We start from the raw sequence: 25066 nt of genomic DNA on the forward strand, positions 1-25066 counted from the left end.
GCTTTTTGAGTTGAGAATTGAGAGTTGAGAGTGAATGTTGATTTTTAGCTATCGCAAAAAATCTTTAAATTTATATGAACCAGCAATGTTTCGCCTTAGCGAAACGAGTTGTCAAAAATTTAATCAAAGATTTTTTATAGTGTAACGAAAAAAATCCACATTAACTCTCCACTTTCCACTCTCAATTCTTAACTAATCAAATTGCTTCGCAATATTTTTAAACTGCGAAAATTGAGTTATGGTTGTGGATCTATACAATTTGTTTAAAATTATCTTTAGTAACCCCACATATTGGACAAGTCCAATCATCTGGTATGTTTTCAAATGGAGTACCAGGTGAAATTCCTGAGTCAGGATCTCCAACAGATGGATCGTAAATGTATCCACACACTGTACATTCATACTTTCCTGTATTTTTCGAAGCTTCATCTTTATTTTGCGGGATGTTTGCTTCAACCTTAGGGGAGATTCCTCGTTTCATATCCTGATAATATTTATAGGTAATTTGTTCTACATCGTTAAGTAGTTCTGCATTTAGTACTTTGCAGATAAATATTGTATGAGTTAAAACATCAATTTCTTTTTCAACCTTTAAGTCAAAATAGGATGATGTGTTGTCTAATATTATAGGGACACCACTTTCCATTGTCTTAAATGATACTCCTTCAAATTTATCAATGTCCCTTCCTGATTTAAATCCAAATTTGCCAATGAATTCAATAGGAGTTTCTATGGATAGAGCAGATACACCTATAAATTTACTCCTTTGTATATAATCATGGGTAAGATTCTTTTTGTTTATGCTCACTGCGAGAATAGCAGGGTTTGATGTTATTTGAAAAACTGTATTTGCAATTTGAGCATTTTTTCTTCCCTCCGAAATAGAGCTTACAACGTATAATCCATAGCTTAATTTGTAAAAAGCTTTATTATCAATCATAAATTTATATACTTACATGTAATATTATGTAAGTAATCCCCCTCCCTTATATATTTTTAAAATTATTAGTTAGCATTTTCATTTACTGGTGGTACAAAAGTTCTTGATTGAAGTTCTGTATCTAGCATATAAAGTGCTGCAGAATTACCACTTATTTTATCCAATTTTTTAACTATCTTACCAAAAGTGTCTTCTTCCTCAATTTGCTCATCTATAAACCACTTGAGTAAACTTACTGTGGCATGTTCTTTTTCTTCGGTAGCAAGATCCATCAAATTGTAAATTCTTGCAGTAACTTTTTTTTCATGTGTTAGTGCTTTGTTGAAAACATCATTTATTGAATCATAATTGTTATCAGGTGAATCTATAGATCCAATGAGTATTCTGGCATTTGTTCTTTTTAGAAAATCATAAAATTTTGATATATGGTAGTTTTCTTCTTCAATTTGCACTTTAAAGAAGTTTGAAAATCCATCTAGATCCAATGAATCACAGTATGCTTTCATGGAAAAGTAAATATTTGCTGAGTACATTTCATAGTTTATCTGATCGTTTATAGCTTTTATAAGTTTATTACTTAACATAGTATAAGCTTCCTTTCTTCCGTAGTTTAGATTAAGTTACATTTTAGTATAAATTATATAAAATAAAATTATACATTTTACAGTCTCCCTTGAGATCTCAAAAGTTAATACTGAGGGAATATTAGATATTAAAGTAAAATAATTATTATTTAATATCTAATGTTAGAATATCACACTTAATATAAATTTTCAATATTTATATTGCAGATAAAATTTTATATTTTAAAATTGATTTAACTAAAAATACAAATCTATTTATATATATTAACATTTAAAATATTATGTAAATTAAAATTAATGTAAACAATAAATTTTTGACAATTATACATAATAAATTCTTTTACTGCCATACTAAATTTGTAATTAGTCTAAGAATTTTCTAACACAACCTTAGTATAATATTAAAAGTTTAAATAAAATTTAAAAATAGACTAGTAGTAATTTATTATAAAATCAACTACATATGGAGATTTTATTAGTGAATTATTATGATAAATTTAAGAATAATAAAATTTGGGAGGTACACATTATATGAATGGTACAGTAAAATGGTTTAATGGAGAAAAGGGATTTGGATTTATCACAGGAGAAGACGGAAAAGATGTTTTTGCACATTTTTCTCAAATAAATTCAAATGGTTATAAAACACTTGATGAAGGTCAGAAAGTTTCTTATGATGTAGTTGAAGGGCCAAAAGGACTTCAAGCAGAGAATATTACTACTATTTAGGTAATGAAATTTCCCCCTTAAATAATCATCTTATTTGAGGGGGGTTTTAGTTATTTAAAAATTTGTTATGACTATTACTTTTATTATTGATTCCTTTTAGAAAATTCATTAATTAAACTTCTTGCAATAGTGAATTTTTTAGGTATATTAGGAAAATTATCTTTTGTAAACCAACTAGCTTGTTTTATTTCACTTCCATCAACTTTTATATGGCCGGATTCATATTCTGCAAAAAATCCTATCATTAAGGAATTTGGAAATGGCCACGGAGAGCTTCTGTAATATTCAATATTTTTTACTTTTATACCAATTTCTTCAAAAATTTCTCTTTTTACAGCACTATTTAAATCCTCTCCGGCCTCTACAAAGCCGGCAATTAAGCCGTACATATTGTCTTTAAATCCATTGTTATGTGCAAGAAGTATCTTGTCACCCTTAGTAACTGCAACTATTATGGCGGGACAAATTACAGGATACATTATGTGATTACAGTTTGGACAAATTTTAGCCATTTCATCTTTTTTATTTTCCGTTTTAGAGCCACATTTGCTACAGAATCTATGAGTCTTATCCCAATTCAGTATTTGACTAGCCCGTCCTGATATTAAAAAAGATTGTTCATCAAGTAGAGAACCAAGGTCGTACAAGTCCATTAAGTTGAAATTAATTGGTAAATTCAATTCAGAAGTTGATTCAATGGCAAAGCAAGATTTTTTTTCAATGCTGCCTAAAAAGAATTCAGTTTGATAGTGAATATCTAGCAATTTAATATCGTTGAAGGTAGGAATTACAAAAATATTTTCTTCCTTTTTCACTAATAGATTTTGTTTATAAAACATACAACATAAGTCGCTACCTTTACTTCTTTTTAAGGTATCAGATGATATTTTAAAATTATTATTCATATGAGGCAAATCCTTTCATACTATTTATATTATTTGTACTAAAATAAGTAACTTTTATTATAGCACCTAATTCAACATAGAGGGTACTTTATCATCTTTTTTAACAATTCTTTAAACTAAAACAAATTTTTAAGCATAATCCCAATTAAAAATAATTACAATAATTCATATAACTAAAAATTTGGGAGGAAAAGAATGCTTGTTGAAGTAGAAAATTTAAAGAAAAGCTATAAAACCGGAGAGGTTATTACAAATGTGTTAAACGGAGTTGAAATGAGTCTAGATAAAGGTGAAATTGGAGTAATTTTAGGACCATCAGGATCTGGAAAATCAACACTTCTCAATATGATAGGTGGAATAGATAGGTGTGATTCTGGGAAAATAGCAGTAAATAAAATTGAAATTACAAAGCTAAATGATACTGAACTTACGGATTATAGAAGAAATTATATAGGATTTATATTTCAGTTTTACAACTTGATACAAAACTTAACTGTTCTTGAAAATGTAGAAGTAGTTTCAAATATAAGTAAGGCACCTTTAAAGACAGATAAAATATTAAAAGCAGTAGGAATGTTTGATAAAAGATATAGATTTCCAAGAGAGTTGAGTGGAGGAGAGCAGCAGAGGGTTTCAATTGCAAGGGCAGTAGTTAAAAACCCAAAGCTCCTTTTATGTGACGAACCAACTGGAGCGTTAGATTTTTCAACATCTAGGGAGATATTGAAACTTTTACAGAAAGTAAATGAAGAATTTAAAACAACTATACTTATGATAACTCATAATACAGCAATAAGTCATATGGCCCACAGGATTTACAAAGTTAGAAATGGAGAGATTACAGACAAAATTTTAAATGACACAATTGTCCCTGTAGAAAGGATTGAGTGGTAGTGGTTATAAATAAGAAAATTAAGAGAACTATAATGGAAAATAAGTCACAGTATTTTGGATCCCTAGCTCTTATAGTAATAAGTTGTTTGCTTTTTACCATGTTTAATCAACTGAAAATAAATATGAGTAAAATAACTTCTTCATTTGAGAAAAATTACAACCTTGAAGATGCAAGTTTTATAACAGAGAAAAAAATTTTAGATGTAAAAAATTTGGAATCAAAATTTAATATGGTAGTAGAAGAAAGCAAGTCAGTTGATTATGAAGTTTCTAGTGGTAAAACTTTACGAATATTAACTTACAATACAAAAGTAAATATACCTGCTGTAACTGAGGGAAAATTACCTGATAAAGGGGAAATTCTTATGGATCCTGCATATGCAAGAGCAAATAAATTAAAAATTGGTGATCATATTACTTTGTACAAAAATATTTTTGAAATATCGGGTTTTATGTCCCTTCCAAATTATATATACTCTTTGAAATCTGAAAATGATTTGATTAGTGATCCAAATAGTTTTGGAATAGTGGTTATTGGAAAAGACGATTTTGATAAAATAAATATGGGGAGCAGGTTTTACTCAATAAGATTTAAAGGTAGTAGAAATAATTTAAGCTCTAGGATATTTGACATTAAAGATTATTTAAATCGTAGTAATATAGTTGTTTTGAGGTGGATAAGTGCAAGTGAAAATCCTAGAATAACGTATGTAAATTTGAAACTAGAGGGAATAAATAAAATGAGTTCTTCAATGCCTATTGCAATATTAGCAATTACATGCATACTTACAGGAGTAGTTATGTGGAGAATGTTAAAAAAGGAATTTACGTCAATTGGAACGCTCTATGCAATTGGCTATAAAAAAAGAGAAATTATGAATCATTATATGAGGTATCCTCTTATAATTGCAGTACTAGGTGGAATACTGGGTACAATTTTGGGTGGCTTTGCCCTAAAGCCCTTGTTAAATTTAATGATTACTTATTTTAATATGCCTATAGAAACCATAGAGTTTAATTTAAAATATATTTTCATAAGTATTATATTACCAGTCATTTTCCTTGGAGTTAGTGGATATTTTGTTATAAATAAAGCACTTAAATATTCACCCCTTCAGCTTATGAGAGGAGGAGATCAAAAGTCAAAAGTCAGCTTTATTGAAAGAAATTTAAAACTTGATATATTCAAATTTTCAACTAAGTTTAAAATAAGAGAGCAACTTAGAAATACTGGAAGAAGTGCATTCCTATTACTTGGAATTATTTTTGCAACTATGCTGCTGCTTTTAGGATTTGCACAAAAGAGCTCTTTTGATTTTTTAATAAATAAAAGCTTTGGCGAAGCTTTTAGATACAGATATTATTATGTATTTAATTCTTTACAAATAGAAAAGCCTGCAATTGGCGAAGCTTTTTTAGAAATACCATTTGCAGTGAAGGGAAATGATAATACAAATTTAACAGTGTACGGAATAAATCCTAATTCTAAATATGTTTTATTAAAGAATATGTCAGGTGAAAAACTCAATTATAAAAAGGTTATAATAACAAGATCGTTAGCTGAAAGATTAAAAGTTAAAAGCGGTGATACAATTGATATTATAAATAAGCTGAATTCAAAACCATATAAAATAACTATTGATAGCATAGCTGAAACTTATGCAGGAGAATATATATTTATGCCTATTTTGCGTCTCAATAATATGCTCAAATATTCTTCTAATAGCTATATTGGGCTTTGGAATATTAATAAAATAGATATTCCTCAATCTAAATTGCTTAGTAGTGGAACAGTTGATGATCTTAAAAATGCATTTAATTCAATGACACAGCCACTTCAATACTCTATTGCCATTGTATCATTTGTATCATTTTTGATTGGACTTATTGTAGTATATGTTGTAACTTCTTTAATCATAGATGAAAATAGGAAAAGTATATCTCTGATGAAAGTTTTTGGATATAAAAGGAAGGAAATTTATTCACTCATTTTGAATAGCTCTTTTTTCATAGTAGTTCTTGGATATATTTTAGGAATACCTTTGCTTTTGATATCTCTTGAGGCTATGTTCAAATCTTTGACAAAGAGCATGAATTTTGAATTTCCTGTTGTTATAGACTATCCTTATATCATTTTAGGATTTCTTATACTATGGTTTACTTATGAAATTTCAAAGATGTTAAATAAAAGAAAGATAAATAGAATTAAGATGGAGGAAGCTTTAAAATCAGAAATGGAATGAAATATTTTGTACAATTTTATAAATTTTTCATAATAAGTTATACTATAATAATGGTAATAGGAAATATTAAAGAGGGAGTGATTTTTTATGCAAGGTAAGATTTTAGTTGTGTACTACTCACTTGAGGGAAACACAAGACTTATAGCTGAAACTATTTCAAAAGAGATATCCGGTGACATTTTAGAAATAAAGCCTAAAAAAAGTATAGATCCACACAGCAAAATGAGGTACTTCATAGGTGGAAAGCAGGCCATGACTAAGGAAAAGCCAGAGATTTTACCCTATGATATAAATCCTGAAGATTATGATCTTTTATTCATTGGAACTCCGGTTTGGGCATGGACTTTTTCACCAGCCATAAGGAGTTTTTTTGCCAATACAAATTTAAAAGGTAAGAAGATAGCTTTATTTAGCTGCAATGGTGGGAGCAATGGAAAAACTTTTGAAAATATGAAAGAGCAGCTTGAAGGTAACGAATTTCTAGGGGAAATTGAATTTAAAGATCCTCTTAAAAATGACACGGAAGAAAATATAGAAAGAGCTAAAAAATGGTGTAACAGTATTTGCAAATAATAATTTAGCATATTTAACATAAATAACTTGCGTTATATAATAAATTGTGTTATTCTTAACAAGAACTTAAATTAATAGTTAATAATTAAACACAAATATATTTCAATTAGTACTTAACGATAGAGTATGTTGATATGGGAATTTTATTAGTGAGTTATTGCGATGAATTTAAGAATAATAAAATTTCGGAGGTACGCATCATATGAATGGTACAGTAAAATGGTTTAATGGAGAAAAAGGATTTGGATTTATTACAGGAGAAGATGGAAAAGATATTTTTGCGCATTTTTCTCAAATAAATGCAGATGGATATAAAACACTTGAAGAAGGTCAAAAAGTTTCTTATGACGAAGGTCAGGGACAAAAGGGACCTCAAGCAGAAAATATTACTGTTCTCTAATTAATGATCTTTACCCCTTGAATGGTTATTCTATTTGAGGGGTTTTTAGTTGCCTATAGTTAGATTTTACAAATTTAATTAACATAAACAAAATTCTTATTATTAGATGGAGTTTTAACTCCATCTAATACCAAAAATTTATTTATTTTTAAGCACTTCTCCTAATCTTTTAATTCCTTCTATAATCCTATCATCTGGCATGTTTGAATAATTTAATCTAAAGGAATTTTTGAAATTAGCATTTGGAAAAAATGATTCTCCAGCTACAAATGCCACATTGTTTTTTATTGCTTTAGTAAAAATATCTGAAGCATCCATATTTGAAGGAAGTTGAATCCATATGAAAAGTCCGCCATCAGGAAGAGTATGTTTTATATCTTTAGGAAAATACTTTTCTATACACTGTATCATAAGTTCTCTCCTGTGTCTGTATACTTCTTTGATTTTTTGTATATGTTCTTCTATATCATACATTTCCATATATTTTGCAGTAATCATTTGTGCGAATATATCAGTATGCAAATCTGCACTTTGCTTAAAAGGAACATATTTCTGAATAATACTCTTATCTGCACATATCCAGCCAAGTCTTAAGCCAGGAGCAAATATCTTTGAAAAAGTACTTAAGTAAATTACTCTTCCTTCAGTATCAAAATGCTTTACCGGTGGAAGCTCTTCTCCAGCAAATCTTATTGCACCATAGGGGTTGTCTTCTATTATTACTATATCAAATTTATTTGCTATTTCTACTAGCCTTTTTCTCCTTTCAAGACTCATAGTTCTTCCAGTTGGATTTTGAAAATCGGGTATGGTGTAGATAAATTTTGCATTAGGATTATCATTAAGGGCCTTTTCAAGCTCTTCCATAATCATTCCTTCTTCATCCATAGGAATTTCTTTAAAGTTTGGAAGATAGGTTTTAAAAGCACTGATAGCTGCAAGGTAAGTTGGACTTTCACAAATTATAGTGTCACCTTCATCTATAAATACTTTTCCTGAAAGGTCTAAAGCCTGTTGGGAACCTGTAGTAACTATTATGTTATCCATAGATGTTTTTATACTTAGTTTCTCCATTCTCTTACAGATAGCTTCTCTTAAGGGGATATATCCTTCAGTGGTACTGTATTGAAGAGATGCTTCGCCGCATTCGGTTAAAACTTTTATGCATACATTTTTTAGCTCATCAACAGGAAAAAGTTCTGGTGCTGGCAGACCTCCTGCAAAAGATATTATTTCAGGTTTTTCTGTAACTTTTAAAATTTCACGTATTTCTGAAGGCCTAACAAAATTATTTCTTTTTGAAAATTTACTATAATTCATAAGTAACACTCCTTATATAATAGGTTTTCCCCAATAATTATCCTGGTTAACTGTTGAAGAATTTGTATTTTGAAGCAGTTCTGCTATAGATTTCATAAGCTTATTTAATCCAATACTTATATTTTTTGCATTCTCGAAAGTGTAATTTAGTCTCATATAGCTTTTACCATCGCTTCCTTCAGGGTAGAATACATTCCCTGGAGCATAGGAAACACCTTTCTTAGAGCATTTTAATAATAATTGTGTTTGTGAAATATTTTCAGGAAGCTTGCACCAAATGTAATAACCACCTTTAGGAAGATTAAAACTAATACCAAGAGATTTATTTTTTTCAAGTATGCTGAGCATTAAATCCCTTTTTTTCATATATTCTTTGCATATTAGCTTTATATGATCTTCATACAATCTTTCCCGTAAAAATTTATCTAATATATACTGTGAAGCTGTGTTAACGTGAAGATCTGTCATTTGCTTTAATAGAGCAAACTTTTTTATTACTTGTACAGGTGCAGCAGCCCATCCAACACGCATACCTGAAAACATAGTTTTAGAAAATGTACTTAAATATATGACATAGCCATATGTATCTAGGGATTTTAAAGATGGCAAGTATATATTCTCATAGTTTATTTCACTGTAAGGGTCATCTTCGATAATTGGAAGCTGATATTTATATGCCAAATTTAGCAGCTTGTATCTTTTTTCTAAACTCATAACTATTGAAGTTGGATTTTGAAAAGTAGGTACTGTGTATAAAAATTTAGGCTTATATTTATTTAGTAAAATTTCAAGCACATCTAAGTTTATACCATCACTTTCCATAGGAACTCCTATAACTTTTGCTCCTGACAATTTAAATAGTTCAATTGCACTCATAAATGTAGGTTCTTCTACTATAACCACATCTCCTTTACTTAGAAAGGCTCTTCCAATAAAATCTATTCCCTGCATAGAGCCTGAAAGTATCATTATTTCCTTAGGAGAAACAGATATGTTTCTTGATTTTAGTAATTTGCTCAAGCTTTCCCTAAGGGGATAATATCCATAAGAAGAAATATAAGCTAGCATATCATTTCCACAACTTTCCCATAAGTCTTTTTGCAATTTTACTATGTCCTTAAGAGGATGCAAACTTGGATCTGCAATACCAGCTGAAAAAGATATATTTTTTTCTCCTCCTACTGAATTTATTATGTCAACAATGTCATGATTATTAGCGGAACTTACATTTGAATCGAAAAATTGATACCATGAAAGCGGTACAGTATGATTTCTAATGCTTAACTGCTTATTTTTTGTGTTATTTGCCACTATAGTTCCTTTTCCTTTGTGGGACTCTAATAAACCTAAAGATTTCAATTCTTCATAAGCACTAATTACTGTACTTCTGCTCACGCTAAGCTCTTCTGCAAGTTTGCGCTCAGATGGAAGTAAAAAATTTGATGGAAGCATACCAGAGTAAATCATATTTCTTATTTCATTTTTAATTTGTACGTAAATTGGTATGGAGCTTTTTTTGTCTATAGAAATGCGCATTTCTATCACTCTTTCTAAAATTTAAAAAATATTATATACATAATAACATTAAATTTTTATATTTAAACTACCAATTCTTATATTTAAAACCAATCCAATCTCATCATTGATGGGTTAAAGGGATAAAAGCATGAATATATTCACTGCTTGCACCAAGAATTGCTACTAATCCAAAATAAACTAAAGTAAATACAATTCTTGTTGAGGGTTTCATTTCATAATATTCCTTTTGAGGGTTTTTATAATACTTGTACAATTCTACAATCCCTAAAATTAAAAATATGATTAGCACAGGGTTGAAAAATTTTATACAAGCCAAAGCAAAAACAGGAATACCGACAAACCATAACTTAGGCGTTATAGCTGTAGCAATTCTACCACCATCTAGGGGATGAATAGGTACTAGATTAAATAAATTCATAAAAAATCCTGTATATGCTAGTGCTAAGAAAACATTATTGTGAGTTAAAAGATAAATAGGTACACAAAGTAGGGCGGCAATGCTGCCTGCAGCTGGTCCTGCTGCAGCCATAAAAGCTTCATCTTTTGCAGTTTTAGGCATTTCCTTCATTGATATGAGTGCACCAACAAAGGGTATAAATATTGGAGTTGAAACAGGAAGATGAATTTTTTTAGCAGCTGCGTAGTGCCCCATCTCGTGGGCAAACAATAAAAGTATAAAGCCTACTCCAAAAACAACACCGTACATGCTGGCGTATATAAAAATAGCTAATATCATAGAACCTAGTGTATAAAATATTTTACTTAGTTTAAGTAGTACAACTAAGAATTTGAATTTCGCAAAAAATATTAATGCACCTTTAAATTTTAAAAGAAAAGCTCCTATTATTCCCAAAATCCCAATTTTACTTTTTTTTGACTTTATCTTTTTTAGTATAGGAGACGTTACACTTGAATTTTCTGTGAATTCATCATTAGCATCTGCTTTATAAGGCACATTATCTCCCTTGATTTCAGTATATAGATTATTTACAGATTGGTTTTCGTTTTTTGATTTAGTCTTACCAAACATTTAAATCACCTCTTTATATATCTCGTGTAGAATATATTCTATTATATAAATGATAACAAAATAAAAAATATTAGTAAAATAAAAAATTATAAAGATAAATGAAAGTTATTATAGAGTGAAATATTAACTATCAATACAATTTACTTTCCTAGTATTTGACAATAGAAATTGAATAAATATTTTGTTATAATATATTATAGGTGGTGATATATATATGGATAAAGAAATTCTGGAAATTTTAAAAGCTATGCAGCAAGATATGAAATCAATGAAGCAAGATATAGCATCGATAAAATCCACACAAAAAGAACATACCCAGCTATTAAGTGCTTTAGAACATAAGACAAATGTATTTTCAGCAGAAAATGTTAGGTAAAATGTCTAATCTGGTAGTGATATTGTAAAAGTAATTGTGCCTTCATCATAATTTGCCCATATCTTGCCACTATGCCTTTCAATTATACTTTTTGTTATAGAAAGACCCAATCCTGAGCCTTCATCAGGATTTGTACGAGACTTATCCGCTCTATAAAACTTTTCAAATACCATATTCACATTTTTTGTATTTAAATTTTTACAGTTATTGCTTATACTGATTACAGCATTTTTATCACATTGGGTTAAAGATACTTTCACATCTGAAGGTTTGGTACTGTATTTTAGAGCATTGTACATTAGATTATTTAAAGCCCTCACAAATAAATTGATGTCAATTGTGACCATTATATTTTCAGCACATATGTTATCTACAATTTTTAACTTTGAATTTTCAAAAGTAATTGAAAATTCATCAATTAACTGGTAAATGAGTTCATTTAAGCATACTGTGGATAAATGTAATTTTAAATCACTGCCGTTTAGTTTTGTGAACATAAATAGGTTATCCGTAAGTTTTTTCATGGTTTCAGCTTTCTTTAATGATATATTTATAAATCTTTGCATTTCTTCTTTTGACTTATATTCATTATTTTCTACAATTTGCAAAAAACCAATTATACTTGTAAGAGGACTTCTTATGTCATGAGCCACATTTGTTATAAGCATATTTTTGGAAGCTTCAATTTTTCTCTCGTTTTTAATTTTTTCCTTTATCTTGTCTGCCATAAGGTTTATATTTTTAGATATCTCAGATAGTTCATCATGACCTTTTTGGTGTATTTTAAAATTTAAATTTTTATTTGCAATGGTCTGTATACCGCAGCATATCTCATTTATGTACTTCATCCTGTGACGGGTTATAAGGAAAAATAGCAGCATACAAATGAAAAGTAAAATTACAACATTTTTAAATCCTTCTAGAGTTCCTATAGAATCATGAGGTATATTTACAGGAGATGCAGTAATCCAAAGTATGGAAATATGGTCACCTGTTTTTATAGAAGTTTTGAAAATATAATCATGATACATAGTTATATTTTTTGTATGGTCAAAATATTTTAAAAAGTCAGAGTATGTTTTTTCAAGATTTGGATTTCCAGGAAGCTTCGATGAATTATATAAAATCTTGTCTTGGGGATCGGTTACAATAAAGCCAAGCTTATATTTTGAATATTCAGTTTCATATTTTGATAATACAGATTTATATTGGGATTTATTATTGAAATGTACGTCATTTATATTTAAACATATATTTCTGGTTATATAAGTTAATTTGCTAAAACTATAGTTGTAGTTTTGAAACTTATAAGGATACTTTTGAGATTCAAAATTTATGTATGATGAATACAAGACAATATATATAAAAAAACTTACAATTAGCGAAAATATAAATGAAACTACAAATTTAGTTTGAATTCCAACTATTTTAACTTTCAATTTTATACCCAACTCCCCATACAGTTTTTATATAATCTTTTTTTAGTTTTTGCCTTAATCTTCTTATGTGTACTGTAACTGTCCTGTCAAATTCCATGTAAGGTTCCTTCCATACGTTTTCGTATATTTGCTTTATGCTAAGCACATTGTCCTTGTTCTTTGCAAGAAAATCTAAAATTTCAAATTCACGTGGGGTCAAATTTATCTCATTGTCATCTATTTTTACAATGTGCTTATCTGTATCCAGAAGCATGTCCTGAATTTTAATCAACTTTGAATTTCCATGAAAGTTTGAATTAAATTCTTTGTATCTTCTTAGATGGGAGTTTATCTTTGCAATTAAGAGCATTGGATTAAAAGGTTTTGAGATATAATCATCAGCCCCAATGGTAAGCCCCATTATTTTATCAGCATCATCAATTTTAGCAGACAATATTATAATAGGTAAATTTAAGTTTTCCCGTATTTTCATACATGCCATCATACCGTCCATCCTTGGCATCATAACATCTAAAAGTATCAAATCTATTTTATTGTTTTTTAAAATTCCCAGGGCTTCAATTCCATCTTTTGCACATAGGGAAGCTATGTCTTGATTTTTTAATATTATAGTTAAAATCTCTCTTATATTTTCATCGTCGTCTACAATTAAAACTACATTTTTGTCCATGTAAAAATTCACCTTCCTATTGTATCTATATTTATTATATACATTTTTTTATTGCTTTGGCCAATTGTAATAAAATCTTAATAAACAGTATCAATTTTGTAATATAAAATATACCAGGTTTGTAATATGAGCACATTATAATGAAGCTATCATATAAAAAAGGATGTGAATTTCTTGGAAGTATTGAAATTGGAAAATCTATCAAAGACTATAGGAAAGAGAGAAATTGTGAAAAATTTAAATTTAAGTGTAAAGGAAGGTGAAATCTTTGGATTTTTAGGGCCCAATGGTGCAGGAAAAACCACAACTATAAAGATGATTGTTGGATTTTTAAAACCTACTGGCGGCAAAATTTATATAAATGGGAAAGAAATCAAAGATAATAGGATAAGCTATATAAGCAATATTGCAGCTATGGTTGAAGCACCGGATATGTATCCATATTTAACTGGATTTCAAAATTTAAAGCAGTTGTCAAGGATTGATAGAAACGTTAGTGAATCCGATATAAATGAAGCTGTAAAATTAGCTGGATTAAGTGACAGAATAAATGACAAAATTAAGAAGTATTCCCTTGGAATGAAACAAAGGCTTGGTATTGCACAGGTTATCATGGGAAACAAAAAGATATGGATACTGGACGAACCAACTAATGGACTAGATCCAAGCGGAATGATTCATTTTAGAAATTTGTTTAAAAAATATTCTAGAGAAAAGAAAGTTACCATATTTATATCATCCCACATACTTGGCGAAATGGAATCCATGTGTGATAGGGTTGCATTTTTAAATGAAGGTGAAATTAAGGGAATAGAAGATGTAAATAATATGAAGGGAAATCTTGAAAAAAGATATCTTGAAGTTGTAGGAGGAGAAGAAGAAGATGATTTTCCCAATAATTAAAAACGAGATCATTAAGATATTTTATAGAAAGAAATTTTTAATATGTTCTATTATATTACTGCTTGTAGCTGTATTTTCAGTATTAGCTGTGAATAGCGAAAATGGAGAGAGGGGACTGCAAAAAGACAAAAGTATAGAGCAATACTATAAAGATCAAAAAAAGTTAGTAAAGGATAAAGCAAAAATTGCTGAAATCCAAACACATATCGATAACATTGATAAAATGGTAAAAGATTATGAATTTCAAAAAACACATCCACTAGCCTGGAAAGATACTTTAAAAAAGGATGTAAAACTTATGGAAAGTGTTGATGATAGTAAAATGGAGGATGCTAGAAGGGAAAGGAGAAAAGGTGAAATTGCCTACGATAAATATTTATTGGAAAATAACATAAAGCCAATTAACCATATTAAAGCTACAGGATATGTATTGTTTAATGATTACAGCCTTATTTTGGATTATGGCATGATAGTGATATTTTTAGTAGCAGTGTTTATGACAGTAGACAGTGTTTCAAGTGAATACGCACCACCTACATTAAAGCTTTTGCTTTTAAGACCTGTTACAAAGACAAAACTTCTACTTGGCAAGTTTTTAGCTTGTGCTATTTCAAGTTCTGCACTTGTAGTGATTTTCAATTTGATATTTTTTTTGTTTGGAGAAATTGTATATGGTTTTGACAGCTTCAAATATCCAGTTCCTATAGAACCTGCATTTAAACACAGCAGTATACAAAACATGGACTTGCATAAATTTATATCTGTCATTCCAGGCACGTCAAGTATTATGCCTCTTTATAAATTTTTAATTGAATTTATGATATTACAGATAGTTTTTATAATTGCAGCTGCAAGTTTTTGTATTTTAATATCTACTTTAATTAAAAACAATGCAGCAGCGGCATCAATAGCCATACTATTTGGAGTAGCTTACATGATACTTTCAAAAATTCCTGCATTATCTGATAAGTCAGATATTATGCCAGCATTTTTTATAGCTCTTGGCAGTTCTGGAAGTATAATAACAAGACGAATTGTACAAGATACGGGGGCATACTACATAAATACTTTATCTGCAAGCTTGATAATGATTGCATGGTCTATATTATTTTTAGGATTAAGTATAATTATAGCAGAAAAAAGAGAAGAGTATATCTAGGCATTTTCTTTCAAAGGTCTTAAAGAATATATTTATAATAATTTGCAGAAACTATAAGAGCATAGACAAATCTATTTTGAAAGGGGAAATTTAATATGCCTGTTATTAATATGCTCTCTTCTGCAGAACAAGTAAAAGGTCAGGGGGTGTTGTCTGCTTATGTTGAACAAGTTAATTTAGTTAGAAAGGAACTTAAGGATAGTTATGAGGTAAAAGTAAATGCTTTTAAATTATGTGACATTATGCACTATCATACCATTGATTTTAAGTTCTTTTTAAGTATACCTTTTGCAAAATTATTGGGTACAAGTGTTGCTTATGTTCATTTTGTTCCAGAGACTATAGATAATAGTTTAAAATTGCCGTATATCATAAAAAAGATATTTTACAAGTACATAATTTTGTTCTACAAAAGTGTAGATTACCTGGTAGTTGTGAATCCATATTTTATTGATACATTAAAAAAATACAATATAGAAGGGGAAAAAGTAGTATACATACCTAATTTTGTATCTGAAGACAACTTTTTTAAATATGAAAAGGAAAAAGTAAAAAAAATAAAGCAGGAGTTAGATATTCCACTTAAAAAATTTGTTGTTCTGGGAGTAGGTCAGGTACAGAACAGAAAGGGAATACTAGACTTTATTGAAGTTGCCAAAAAACTTCCACAAATTCAATTTATATGGGCAGGTGGTTTTTCTTTTGGTGTGATAACAGATGGGTATAAGGAATTAAAAAAGGTTGTAGAGAATCCACCTAAAAATGTAAGGTTTTTAGGTATCATTGATAGAGAAAATATGAATGATATTTATAATATTGCAGATATAATGTTTCTGCCTTCCTATAATGAGTTATTTCCAATGTCTGTTTTGGAAGCCATGGCACTTAAAATTCCTGTACTATTGAGGGATCTAGATATATACCATAACATTCTATTTGATGACTATTTGAAGGGAAAAAATATAGATGAATTTGTAAAATGTATAGAAAGATTACAGGATAAAGGTGAAAGTTATAGAACTTGGTGTGAAAGGTCATGGAAATGTCACAAGTTTTATTCTAAGGAATACATCTTAAATACGTGGAAGCAATTTTATGACAAGATATATTATGAGAAAAATAAGAGAAGAAAGCTTAAGGGAAACTTAAATGAAAAATAAGAGGTTTAATATAATTGTTGTATTTATTTCCGCCTGCATTTTTTTCTTATTTTTCATTTTTACAAAGGGCATCCATTCTATGATTAAGGAGTTAAAATTACTGGATATCCACTGGATATCTTTAGCTGTAATAGCTGTTATTCTATTTTGGACATTTGAAACAATGATTTTATATACTGTAATGAAAAATCTCTATTTTGGGGAGCATTTGCTTTTCAAATCAGTAAAATTTCAAATGGTTGGTCAATTTTTTGGTGCAATTACACCTTTAGGAGCAGGAAGTCACCCTTCTCAATTATATGCAATGACCGAAGCAGGAATGCCTGCAGGACTTTCTGGGTCTATATTGATAATAAAGTTTATGATACATGAAATAGTAAGCATATTTTATCTAATAGCAGCACTGTTTTTTAGGTTTAACTATTTTAATTCAAAAATTAAATATTTTATTTACTTTGCAATTCTTGGTATTGTGATTAACGCAGGAGTGATGCTGCTAGCAATATCAATTGTAATAAATAAAAAAATGACTAAGGCTATAATAAACTTTATTGTGAAATTGCTCGGAAAGCTTCATATTATGAAAGATGTGAAATCAAAACAAGGGAAAATTGAAGATGAAATAGAAAGTTTTCATAAAAATGCACTTTTAGTAAGAAAACACATAGGTATGTGTTTTCTTACTTTAATATATTCACTTTTTCAGTGGGCTTTTTATTTTAGTATTCCTTATTGTATTTATAGAAGTTTTGGGTTTAATTCTACAGACTTATGGACAATTATGTCTGCGCAGGTGTTTCTAACAGTATTTATGACTGCAATTCCTCTTCCAGGAGCAGAAGGAGGGGCAGAAGGGGGATTTTATGTAATTTTTAATTTATTTTTTAAAGCTAAAACCGTTATAGCTCTTTTTGTATGGAGGATAATTACTTATTACATGTCTATTATAGTGTCAAGCATATTTATTTTAGCATTTCCAAATATACGTTTAAAAAATGATATTATTGAACAGTAATGTTTTCACATTTTGTATTTAAGATTTTACTATAAGTTTCAATTATCCTATGGGTGAAAATGCAGCTAGAATATTTTTTTGAAGTATGAACTGCCTCTTCACTCAATTTATTTTTTAAATTTTCATCTTTTAAGATTTGATCTATGTAATAGCTAAATTCCCAGGATTCCCTATAAGAAAATCCATTTTTGCCTTGAAGAATGATTCCGTCTATACACGGATCATATTTGCAAACTACAGGACATCCACTGCTTAAGGCTTCTATATAAGTTAATCCTTGGGTTTCACTAGTAGAAGCAGTGACAAATATATCTGCTATTTTATAATATTTGTAAATTTCTTTTGGATCTATCATTCCTGTAAAAACAACAGTATCTTCAAGACCTTCAGTGTGTACCTGCTCTTTTAAATTTTGTAAATAAGGTCCATCTCCTACAATTAAAAGTTTAATGTTTTTAATTCTTTTTACAACGGTAGTGAAGAGGGTTAAAATCTCATTTATATTTTTTTCTTTCCCGATTCTTCCGATATAAGCTATAATCCTATCTGTATTTTTAATTCCTAGTGTTGAAAGAATTTCTTTTTTCTCATTTGTAAGCAGAGGCCTGCAAAATTTATTTAAATCAATTCCCGTTGGTATCACATTAATAGGTTTATTTACTCCGTAATTAAGCAGCATCTTCTTTGTTTTTTCTGTTGGAACAACTACGCTGTCAAGACTATTTAAAAGTAGACGGGTTATTTTTCCAACGGCACTTTTTTTTATAAGTTTTCCACCCAATAAATAGTCTAAATATTCTTCATACATTGTATGATAGGTGTGAATTTGGGGGGCATTTATTTTGCTAGCGATGTATTTGGCTGCAAATAAGGTAGAAAACTCTGTTTGGGAATGGATCATATCGGGTCTCCAATCGATAAGTCTATTTATGATTTTATTACGAAAGGGAACTTTAATTCTGGCATTAGGGTAAATTCCAACGCTAATGGACTTTAAATAGCATATATCTCCTACGATTTTCTCATTTCCTGTAGGAGATAGGGTTAGAATTTTAACATCGTAATTATTATTCTTTAATTCTTTATATAAATTGTATATTGAAGTGACAACACCGTTTATCATAGGAAAATATGTGTCGGTAGTAATTAAGATTTTCATTTTCTATTTCTCCTAATCTAATTAGAATTTTATATAATCTAAACTATGAATTTTCTATTCCAAATTAGTGTTTCCAATAATATATAAAAAAATAATAAAGTGTAATATAATTTTAAATTTATCATAAAATTAACTAAAATGATATTTTTTAGGAGATAAATATGCCGGGAGATATATCAAAACACACAAAATATATTGTTAATTTACCTTATCCTAAGCTAAGAGTGGAAAGAACAAATATAGGATACGCAAATATTCTTCTTAAAGATTATGCAGGAGAAGTAAGCGAATTTACTGCAGTTTCCCTTTATGTGTATCAACATATGGTAAGCGAAGGAAGATTTGAAGATTATGCTAAGGTTATTGGGGGCATATCTATGGCTGAAATGAAGCACCTAGAGCTTATAGGAAAAACAATTAAACTTCTTGGTATAAAACCAATTTACATTAATTCTGCATGTCCCCCTGGACAATTATGGACACCTGCTTATGTTAATTTTATCACGTTCATTAAAGCTATGCTTTTAGAGGATATTAAATCAGAAAAAAAGGCTATTAAAAATTACAAGTACCATATATCAATAATTAGGGATAGATATATACAGGAACTTATTGAAAGAATAATTATGGATGAAGAGCTGCATCTGAAGTTACTTACAGAATTGTATAAAAAATATAACTTTTAAAATAGACTATATAAAAAATACTATAATATGGAATAAGGCTGTTGCAATAGTGATTTTTAAAAATCGCATGAACAGCCCCTTTTCTATAACATAAAAGCAATTTTTGAATTACTTTATTTATTTATATTTGTGGACAATGGATATTTACGTACTATAAATATTTCTACTCTTCTATTTTGATCTCTACCTTCTTTAGTAAGGTTAGTAGACTTTGGTTGATATTCAGAATAAGCTTGTATGGAAACTTTTGTTATATTAATTCCACCATTTCCTGCCATAAAATTCATTACGTTTATGGCTCTCATAGCACTTAAATCCCAATTAGAGCGAAATTTTGAATTATGTATAGGTACATTATCTGTGTGTCCTGCAATTCTAATATTATTATCTAAATTTCTAATCATTTCTGAAATAGATATGAGAAGTGGATGTATATGAGTCAGAACTTCTGCATCTCCAGAATTAAATAAAACTGCTTCTTGTATTGAAATACCTAGACCGTCTTTGCTAATTTCAACTTTAACTTTATCATCATATCCATCTTGTTTAATTTTTGCATCTAGAGTTTTCTTAATTTCATTCATGGTATCTTGTTCAGTTTTACCTGCACTTTTATCGGTTTTATCAGCAGATTCTCCTGTTTCAATAAATTGATTGGTACTGCTGCCACCATCGTTTTGTATGCTTTTTTCCCCTGAAAAAATGACATCAAATTGTTGACTTATTTTAGCAAGTTTTTCTTGATCAATTTTACTTATGGCAAACATAACTATGAAGAGAGCTAATAGGAGAGTAAGCATGTCTGCATATGGAATGAGCCACGTTTCATCTACATGTTCCTCATGGTGTTGCCTCTTTTTACCCATAATCAATCTCCTTTACTTTCACTGTCTTTTTCCATACTTTTTCTTAGCTTAGGAGGTAACATACTCACTAATTTTTGTTCAATGCTTTTTGGGTTACTTCCAGATTGTATGGCTAGGACACCACTCATTATTATGTGCATAGTGCGTATTTCTTCTTGTGATTTTCTTTTCAGTCTGGAAGCAAAGGGATGACAAATTACATATCCCAAGAAAATTCCATATAAAGTTGCAACAAAGGCTGCTGCTATCATGTGTCCTAATTTTTCAGTATCATTAAGATTACCAAGAGCTCCAATTAGTCCAATAACAGCTCCTAGAACTCCAAGGGTCGGAGCTGAACCGCCCGCAGTTGTCATTATTGAAGCACCTGCACGGTGTCTTTCTTCTCTATTTTCAATTTCAAGTTCTAAGACTTCAATTATATATTGAGGTTCTACTCCATCTACAACCATTTCAAGACCTTTTTTCATAAATTCATTATCCAAAGATTGTAAAGTGTTTTCCATGGATAATAATCCATTTTTTCTAGTTTGGTGAGACATGTCCACAAGTTGATTTATAATTGCAACGGGATTATCAGTTTTCCTATTTTTAAAAAGAACTTTTAATATTTTAGGAATATTAAGAAACTCTTCTTTGGGAAAAGAGTTCATTACTGCTGCTGTAGTACCAACCAAAATTATAATTGCTGCAGCAGGGTTTAATAGTACTGCTACATTTGCACCTTTTACGATCATTCCTACAACAACAGCAAGGATGCCTGTTATAATACCTATAACTAGAAAAATATCCATTATTGTGCCTCCCATGAAATATCAAATATTTATCAATTGGTGAGCCTTCGACAATTTTATAGCGATAGCATATCACACTTTTTATACTATGAACAAGTGCTTTTAGAATATTGAAATAATTATTTCAAAGGAATATATGGTAGTAATTTTTTAAAATGTATAAAAATAGCCAAAATCAAAAAATAACATGTCAAAAATATTTTTAAGATATTTTTGACATGCTATATAATTTTATACTAAATTAGCGTTGGCCTTTGTCCTTTTTTTGTCCATTATTGTCATTAGCGTTATTTCCTTTATCTTTGATATCCAATTTATTACCATTAGTTACTTCTGCTTTAGGTTCATTTTTTACAGTTGGTGTTGATGAAATTTGATTTTTTGCATTTCCATTATTTACAGGGGTTGATTTAGTTGAAGCTGACTTTGCTGGAGTTGAAGCTGAATTAGTGGGATTTAAGTTAGCTTCTGTAGTGCTTGTTGTAGTAGAGGTAGTTGGTGCTGGTGCTGGTGAAGTTTGTTTTTTACTTTCCGATGTAGTTTCATTATTTTTTGAATCCTTGTTTGCCTGACCATTATTTTCTTTTGTTGCTTTACGTACATTTATTTTAGAAGTTTCTTTTTTAGCTTCAACAGCCTTTGCAAGATTTTGTTTTTCTGTATCTAATGCTAGTTTTTTCTGCTGGAGCAAATCTTCCGCAGCTTTAATTGCAGCTTCATCTCCTGATTGTTTTGCTGTGTCAAGAGCTGCTTTGGCCTCATTATATTGTTCCCTAGCAGCATTGTAAACTTGACGTTGCATTTTTACAGCTATTAAGGCATTTTGTTTTGCTGTTTGCATTTCTATAATTTTTGCTACTGTAGCTTTTGCTTTATCTGGAAGTTTATCTTGAAGTTTGGTTAATACATCTAAAGAGTTTTTCTGCTTATCAATAATTTTGCTTTCTATGTTTTCAACGTCTTTAAGTTTATCTTCATCACCTGAAGTTTGAGCTTTGTCTATCGCATCTTCAATTTTAGTTTGAGCTTCATTTATGGTATTTTCATAGTCAGTGAGGGCTGTATTTGCAAGATCTTGTTTATCTTCACTTGCCATTATTTCACTTTCACCTAATCTTTCCTCGGCTATCTCTGATAATGTATTAGCTTTTTCTTCCTCTGAAGAAGATAATGTAACCTTTAAATTGTCTATAGCTTTATCTGCTGTATACAAGATACTATCTGGTGTTATACCTGCTTTATCTGATAAAGTTGCTGTATCAGAAGCAAATACACTGCTGCCTAAACTCATTGTTACGACTATACTTGTTACTAAAATCATTATTTTTTTCATTTTATAATCCTCCCTAAATATATAAATTTAAATTACATTTTTTTATTAATCTCATTTAACTATTCACTAAAATATACGAACATTAAATATATTTTAGGGGGGTTAAATATAAAATTTATTTTTTCTTTATTTTTAATACACTTTTAATATATTTTTACCTTTTATAATTGTAAATATTGGTAATAAATAAAATATATTAAAAAAGGATGATGAAAGTGGTGGAGAAAGCTTTAGAATTAAAAAACATTTCTAAAAAGAGAGGTAAAAAGAAGGTATTAACTGATGTTAATTTTTCTATAAATAAAGGCGAAATATGTGGTTTTGTAGGAAGAAATGGGGCAGGGAAGACCACATTGATTAAGATTATAACAAGTATGCTATTTCCTGATGAAGGAGAAGTTACAATATGTGGTAAAAATCTTAAAACTGAAAGAGAAGAAGCTCTAAAAAATGTTGGAGCAGTAGTAGAAACACCAGAGATGTATGGATATATGACTGGAAGACAAAACCTAAATTATATATCAAGCGTACTTAAAGATATAACAAAAGATCAAATAGAAGGTGCTGTAAAATCATCTAATTTAGGTGGAAAAATTGATGAAAAGGTAAAAAAATATTCTCTAGGTATGAAACAAAGGCTGGGGCTTGCAGAAGCACTAATGGGAAATATATCATTATTAATACTAGATGAGCCTACAAATGGACTGGACCCAATGGGGGTCTTTGAACTTAAGAATACTATAAAAACACTGGCTAAAGAAAAGGGAGTGAGTGTTTTTATATCTTCGCACATATTAAGTGAAATAGAAAATATATGTACAAAGATTGTATTTATAGATGATGGAAAAATTATTAGTGTTCAAGAAATAGGTGATAAAGAAAGGTCTAGCAGTCAAAAAAATATGTTTATAAAAACTAATTTACCCCAAAAATCATCAGAAATTATTCAAAATATACTTGATTTAAAATTATTAAAGGTAGAAAAGGATGGTATTTCAATTTTAATAAATACTGAGTTACATGATATTTTTGATATATTAAAGAGATTACATGAGGCTGGAGTAAATGTAGAAGGTTTCTTTGAAGTGAAGCAAAATTTAGAAGATAAATTTATAAAGATGATGGGGGAAGATAGTGATGAGTAAATATATATGGCAGGAATTTAAAAGATTTATAATTAAAAAGAGGCTTTTGCTTATTGTTATTCTTATTATTACAGCAGCATTTGGTTTAATAAATGTATCAAAGACAAAAACTTTGGAAGGACAGCTTCAAGGAGATAAGGCCCTTCTTAGTAATCAAAAAAGTGGTAGAGATAAAGCTGACAGTGAAATAAAAAAAGCAGATTTTTCTAGAGATATATTGGAAACTGAAAAAGAAATAAAGGACAAAGAAGAAGAGTTAGATCAAATAAATAGCTATGATAAATTAAAGTTAAACGAGCAAATTCAAAAATTAGAAAAAGAAAATAATCCTAAAAATGAATACAGGTTGCTTCAATTAAAATATGAAAAAAAATACAATATAGAAAAAAGCGAGCTAACACCAAAGGGAATGTACGCAGCTATTGAAACTTTAATGGATTTTATACCACTTTTTCTGCTTATTACTATTGTACTATTATCTGACATGGTATCTGGAGAATATTCACCTAATACAATTAAGGCTTTAATTACCAAGCCTATTTCAAGAAAAAAGATTATAATATCCAAATTTATTGTTTCAATAGCTTTAAGTACAGGAACTATAATAATAAGTGCAATAATATTTATGGTAGAAGCTGGAATTCATTTAGGCTTTTCAGATTGTAGATTACCTTTTGATGTAGGTGCAAAATATGTTTTAGATAAATCACTGCCATTGACTTCAATAACCTCACAAATGCAATATGTAAGTAGAAGCAGGTCAATAATTCCCCTCTGGACTGCAGTTATTAGTTTGATATTAATTGCAATAGTTATTTCAGCAGCCATTGTATCAGTAATACTTTTTATATCAACCATTTGTAGAAATCCACTTATTTCATCAATTGCAAGCTTTACATTAATTGGAGGTGCTACAATCTGGTACCTGTTAGGATTCGCAAGTAGATATCTTGTATCGGCCAAGTATGGAACATTTGTAAAATTTTTGCCTATTCCATATATGCTTGATAATATGGGTACCTTAAGCGGAGATATCTCCATACAACTCACAAGTAGTATAAATGTATTCTTTGCTTTCATGGTATGTCTGGGATGGATTTTAATTACTACATTTTTAAGCATCTATTCTTTTGAAAAAAAGGACTTTGACTAGTTGATTTTCTAATATACCTTAAATAAAAAGTGATATAATTTTGAATTGGGT

The 25066-nt window shown here is 29.3% G+C and carries 25 protein-coding genes; 13 read left to right on the forward strand and 12 right to left on the reverse strand.

Annotation, left to right across the window (positions count from 1 at the left end; translation table 11 throughout):
• Positions 1–250: 250 nt before the first annotated feature.
• The gene (gene rd / locus DMR38_RS09935) at positions 251–940 is read right to left on the reverse strand and encodes a rubredoxin (protein WP_127721143.1); all 690 of its coding nucleotides are present in this window, start codon (positions 938–940) and stop codon (positions 251–253) included.
• A 65-nt stretch (positions 941–1005) separates the two neighbouring features.
• Positions 1006–1524 carry a ferritin gene (locus DMR38_RS09940; protein ID WP_127721145.1) on the reverse strand — a complete coding sequence of 173 codons (519 nt, stop codon included), beginning with the start codon at positions 1522–1524 and terminating at the stop codon, positions 1006–1008.
• A gap of 531 nt (positions 1525–2055) precedes the next feature.
• Between DMR38_RS09940 and DMR38_RS09945 the strand changes: the two genes are divergently transcribed.
• A complete protein-coding gene (locus DMR38_RS09945; protein ID WP_127721146.1) occupies positions 2056–2253 on the forward strand; it encodes a cold-shock protein in 198 nt (65 codons plus the stop codon).
• 83 nt (positions 2254–2336) lie between these two features.
• On the opposite strand, the gene nudC is transcribed toward DMR38_RS09945, so the two are convergent.
• Entirely contained in the window at positions 2337–3158 is an 822-nt protein-coding gene (gene nudC / locus DMR38_RS09950; RefSeq protein ID WP_127721148.1) for an NAD(+) diphosphatase, read from the reverse strand.
• A 195-nt stretch (positions 3159–3353) separates the two neighbouring features.
• Between nudC and DMR38_RS09955 the strand changes: the two genes are divergently transcribed.
• The 4 genes from DMR38_RS09955 (at position 3354) to DMR38_RS09970 (ending at position 7268) form a co-directional block, all read left to right on the forward strand.
• Positions 3354–4052 (forward strand): ABC transporter ATP-binding protein, encoded by a 699-nt coding sequence (locus tag DMR38_RS09955; RefSeq protein ID WP_127721150.1) that lies wholly within the window; start codon positions 3354–3356, stop codon positions 4050–4052.
• A gap of 32 nt (positions 4053–4084) precedes the next feature.
• Complete coding sequence (locus tag DMR38_RS09960) at positions 4085–6295, forward strand: FtsX-like permease family protein (protein WP_243124541.1); 2211 nt, start codon at positions 4085–4087, stop codon at positions 6293–6295.
• A gap of 87 nt (positions 6296–6382) precedes the next feature.
• Positions 6383–6868: a flavodoxin gene (locus DMR38_RS09965; RefSeq protein WP_127721153.1), complete on the forward strand. Its 486-nt coding sequence runs from the start codon at positions 6383–6385 to the stop codon at positions 6866–6868.
• Between the two features lie 202 nt (positions 6869–7070).
• The gene (locus DMR38_RS09970) at positions 7071–7268 is read left to right on the forward strand and encodes a cold-shock protein (RefSeq protein WP_127721155.1); all 198 of its coding nucleotides are present in this window, start codon (positions 7071–7073) and stop codon (positions 7266–7268) included.
• A 138-nt stretch (positions 7269–7406) separates the two neighbouring features.
• Here DMR38_RS09970 and DMR38_RS09975 read toward each other — a convergent pair whose 3' ends face one another.
• The 3 genes from DMR38_RS09975 to DMR38_RS09985 all read right to left on the reverse strand — a co-directional run bounded on the left by DMR38_RS09975 (position 7407) and on the right by DMR38_RS09985 (position 11157).
• Positions 7407–8588, reverse strand: a complete 1182-nt coding sequence (locus tag DMR38_RS09975; protein ID WP_127721156.1) for a PLP-dependent aminotransferase family protein — start codon at positions 8586–8588, stop codon at positions 7407–7409.
• A 12-nt stretch (positions 8589–8600) separates the two neighbouring features.
• Complete coding sequence (locus DMR38_RS09980; RefSeq protein WP_127721158.1) at positions 8601–10124, reverse strand: PLP-dependent aminotransferase family protein; 1524 nt, start codon at positions 10122–10124, stop codon at positions 8601–8603.
• 103 nt (positions 10125–10227) lie between these two features.
• Complete coding sequence (locus DMR38_RS09985) at positions 10228–11157, reverse strand: site-2 protease family protein (RefSeq protein WP_127721160.1); 930 nt, start codon at positions 11155–11157, stop codon at positions 10228–10230.
• Positions 11158–11371: 214 nt separating this feature from the next.
• Here DMR38_RS09985 and DMR38_RS21830 point away from each other — a divergent pair, with 214 nt between their 5' ends.
• Positions 11372–11533 (forward strand): hypothetical protein, encoded by a 162-nt coding sequence (locus tag DMR38_RS21830; protein ID WP_175412977.1) that lies wholly within the window; start codon positions 11372–11374, stop codon positions 11531–11533.
• Between the two features lie 5 nt (positions 11534–11538).
• On the opposite strand, the gene DMR38_RS09990 is transcribed toward DMR38_RS21830, so the two are convergent.
• Entirely contained in the window at positions 11539–12972 is a 1434-nt protein-coding gene (locus DMR38_RS09990; protein ID WP_127721162.1) for a HAMP domain-containing sensor histidine kinase, read from the reverse strand.
• Entirely contained in the window at positions 12962–13642 is a 681-nt protein-coding gene (locus DMR38_RS09995; protein WP_127721164.1) for a response regulator transcription factor, read from the reverse strand. The genes DMR38_RS09990 and DMR38_RS09995 overlap by 11 nt, the downstream gene beginning before the upstream one ends.
• A gap of 165 nt (positions 13643–13807) precedes the next feature.
• Between DMR38_RS09995 and DMR38_RS10000 the strand changes: the two genes are divergently transcribed.
• The 4 genes from DMR38_RS10000 (at position 13808) to DMR38_RS10015 (ending at position 17879) form a co-directional block, all read left to right on the forward strand.
• Complete coding sequence (locus DMR38_RS10000; RefSeq protein WP_243124542.1) at positions 13808–14545, forward strand: ABC transporter ATP-binding protein; 738 nt, start codon at positions 13808–13810, stop codon at positions 14543–14545.
• Positions 14526–15704, forward strand: coding sequence for an ABC transporter permease subunit (locus DMR38_RS10005; RefSeq protein ID WP_127721168.1), 1179 nt, complete (start codon positions 14526–14528; stop codon positions 15702–15704). Before DMR38_RS10000 ends, DMR38_RS10005 begins: the two co-directional genes overlap by 20 nt.
• Before the next feature lie 95 nt (positions 15705–15799).
• Positions 15800–16864 carry a glycosyltransferase family 4 protein gene (locus tag DMR38_RS10010; RefSeq protein WP_127721170.1) on the forward strand — a complete coding sequence of 355 codons (1065 nt, stop codon included), beginning with the start codon at positions 15800–15802 and terminating at the stop codon, positions 16862–16864.
• Positions 16854–17879, forward strand: a complete 1026-nt coding sequence (locus tag DMR38_RS10015; protein ID WP_127721172.1) for a lysylphosphatidylglycerol synthase transmembrane domain-containing protein — start codon at positions 16854–16856, stop codon at positions 17877–17879. Before DMR38_RS10010 ends, DMR38_RS10015 begins: the two co-directional genes overlap by 11 nt.
• Here DMR38_RS10015 and DMR38_RS10020 read toward each other — a convergent pair.
• The gene (locus DMR38_RS10020; RefSeq protein ID WP_127721174.1) at positions 17866–19038 is read right to left on the reverse strand and encodes a glycosyltransferase family 4 protein; all 1173 of its coding nucleotides are present in this window, start codon (positions 19036–19038) and stop codon (positions 17866–17868) included. The genes DMR38_RS10015 and DMR38_RS10020 overlap by 14 nt on opposite strands.
• A gap of 161 nt (positions 19039–19199) precedes the next feature.
• On the opposite strand from DMR38_RS10020, the gene DMR38_RS10025 reads away from it, so the two are divergent.
• Entirely contained in the window at positions 19200–19724 is a 525-nt protein-coding gene (locus DMR38_RS10025; RefSeq protein ID WP_127721176.1) for a ferritin-like domain-containing protein, read from the forward strand.
• A gap of 113 nt (positions 19725–19837) precedes the next feature.
• On the opposite strand, the gene DMR38_RS10030 is transcribed toward DMR38_RS10025, so the two are convergent.
• The 3 genes from DMR38_RS10030 to DMR38_RS10040 all read right to left on the reverse strand — a co-directional run bounded on the left by DMR38_RS10030 (position 19838) and on the right by DMR38_RS10040 (position 22717).
• Positions 19838–20590 carry a flagellar motor protein MotB gene (locus DMR38_RS10030; RefSeq protein WP_127721178.1) on the reverse strand — a complete coding sequence of 251 codons (753 nt, stop codon included), beginning with the start codon at positions 20588–20590 and terminating at the stop codon, positions 19838–19840.
• A 2-nt stretch (positions 20591–20592) separates the two neighbouring features.
• Positions 20593–21384, reverse strand: a complete 792-nt coding sequence (motA, locus tag DMR38_RS10035) for a flagellar motor stator protein MotA (protein ID WP_127721180.1) — start codon at positions 21382–21384, stop codon at positions 20593–20595.
• 241 nt (positions 21385–21625) lie between these two features.
• Positions 21626–22717: a DUF5667 domain-containing protein gene (locus DMR38_RS10040; protein ID WP_127721181.1), complete on the reverse strand. Its 1092-nt coding sequence runs from the start codon at positions 22715–22717 to the stop codon at positions 21626–21628.
• A gap of 206 nt (positions 22718–22923) precedes the next feature.
• On the opposite strand from DMR38_RS10040, the gene DMR38_RS10045 reads away from it, so the two are divergent.
• Both DMR38_RS10045 and DMR38_RS10050 read left to right on the forward strand, forming a co-directional pair.
• Positions 22924–23862 (forward strand): ABC transporter ATP-binding protein, encoded by a 939-nt coding sequence (locus tag DMR38_RS10045; protein ID WP_127721183.1) that lies wholly within the window; start codon positions 22924–22926, stop codon positions 23860–23862.
• Positions 23855–25015, forward strand: coding sequence for an ABC transporter permease subunit (locus DMR38_RS10050; protein ID WP_127721185.1), 1161 nt, complete (start codon positions 23855–23857; stop codon positions 25013–25015). The genes DMR38_RS10045 and DMR38_RS10050 overlap by 8 nt, the downstream gene beginning before the upstream one ends.
• Positions 25016–25066 lie beyond the last annotated feature (51 nt).

Source organism: Clostridium sp. AWRP, from assembly GCF_004006395.2.
Classification (GTDB): domain Bacteria; phylum Bacillota; class Clostridia; order Clostridiales; family Clostridiaceae; genus Clostridium_B.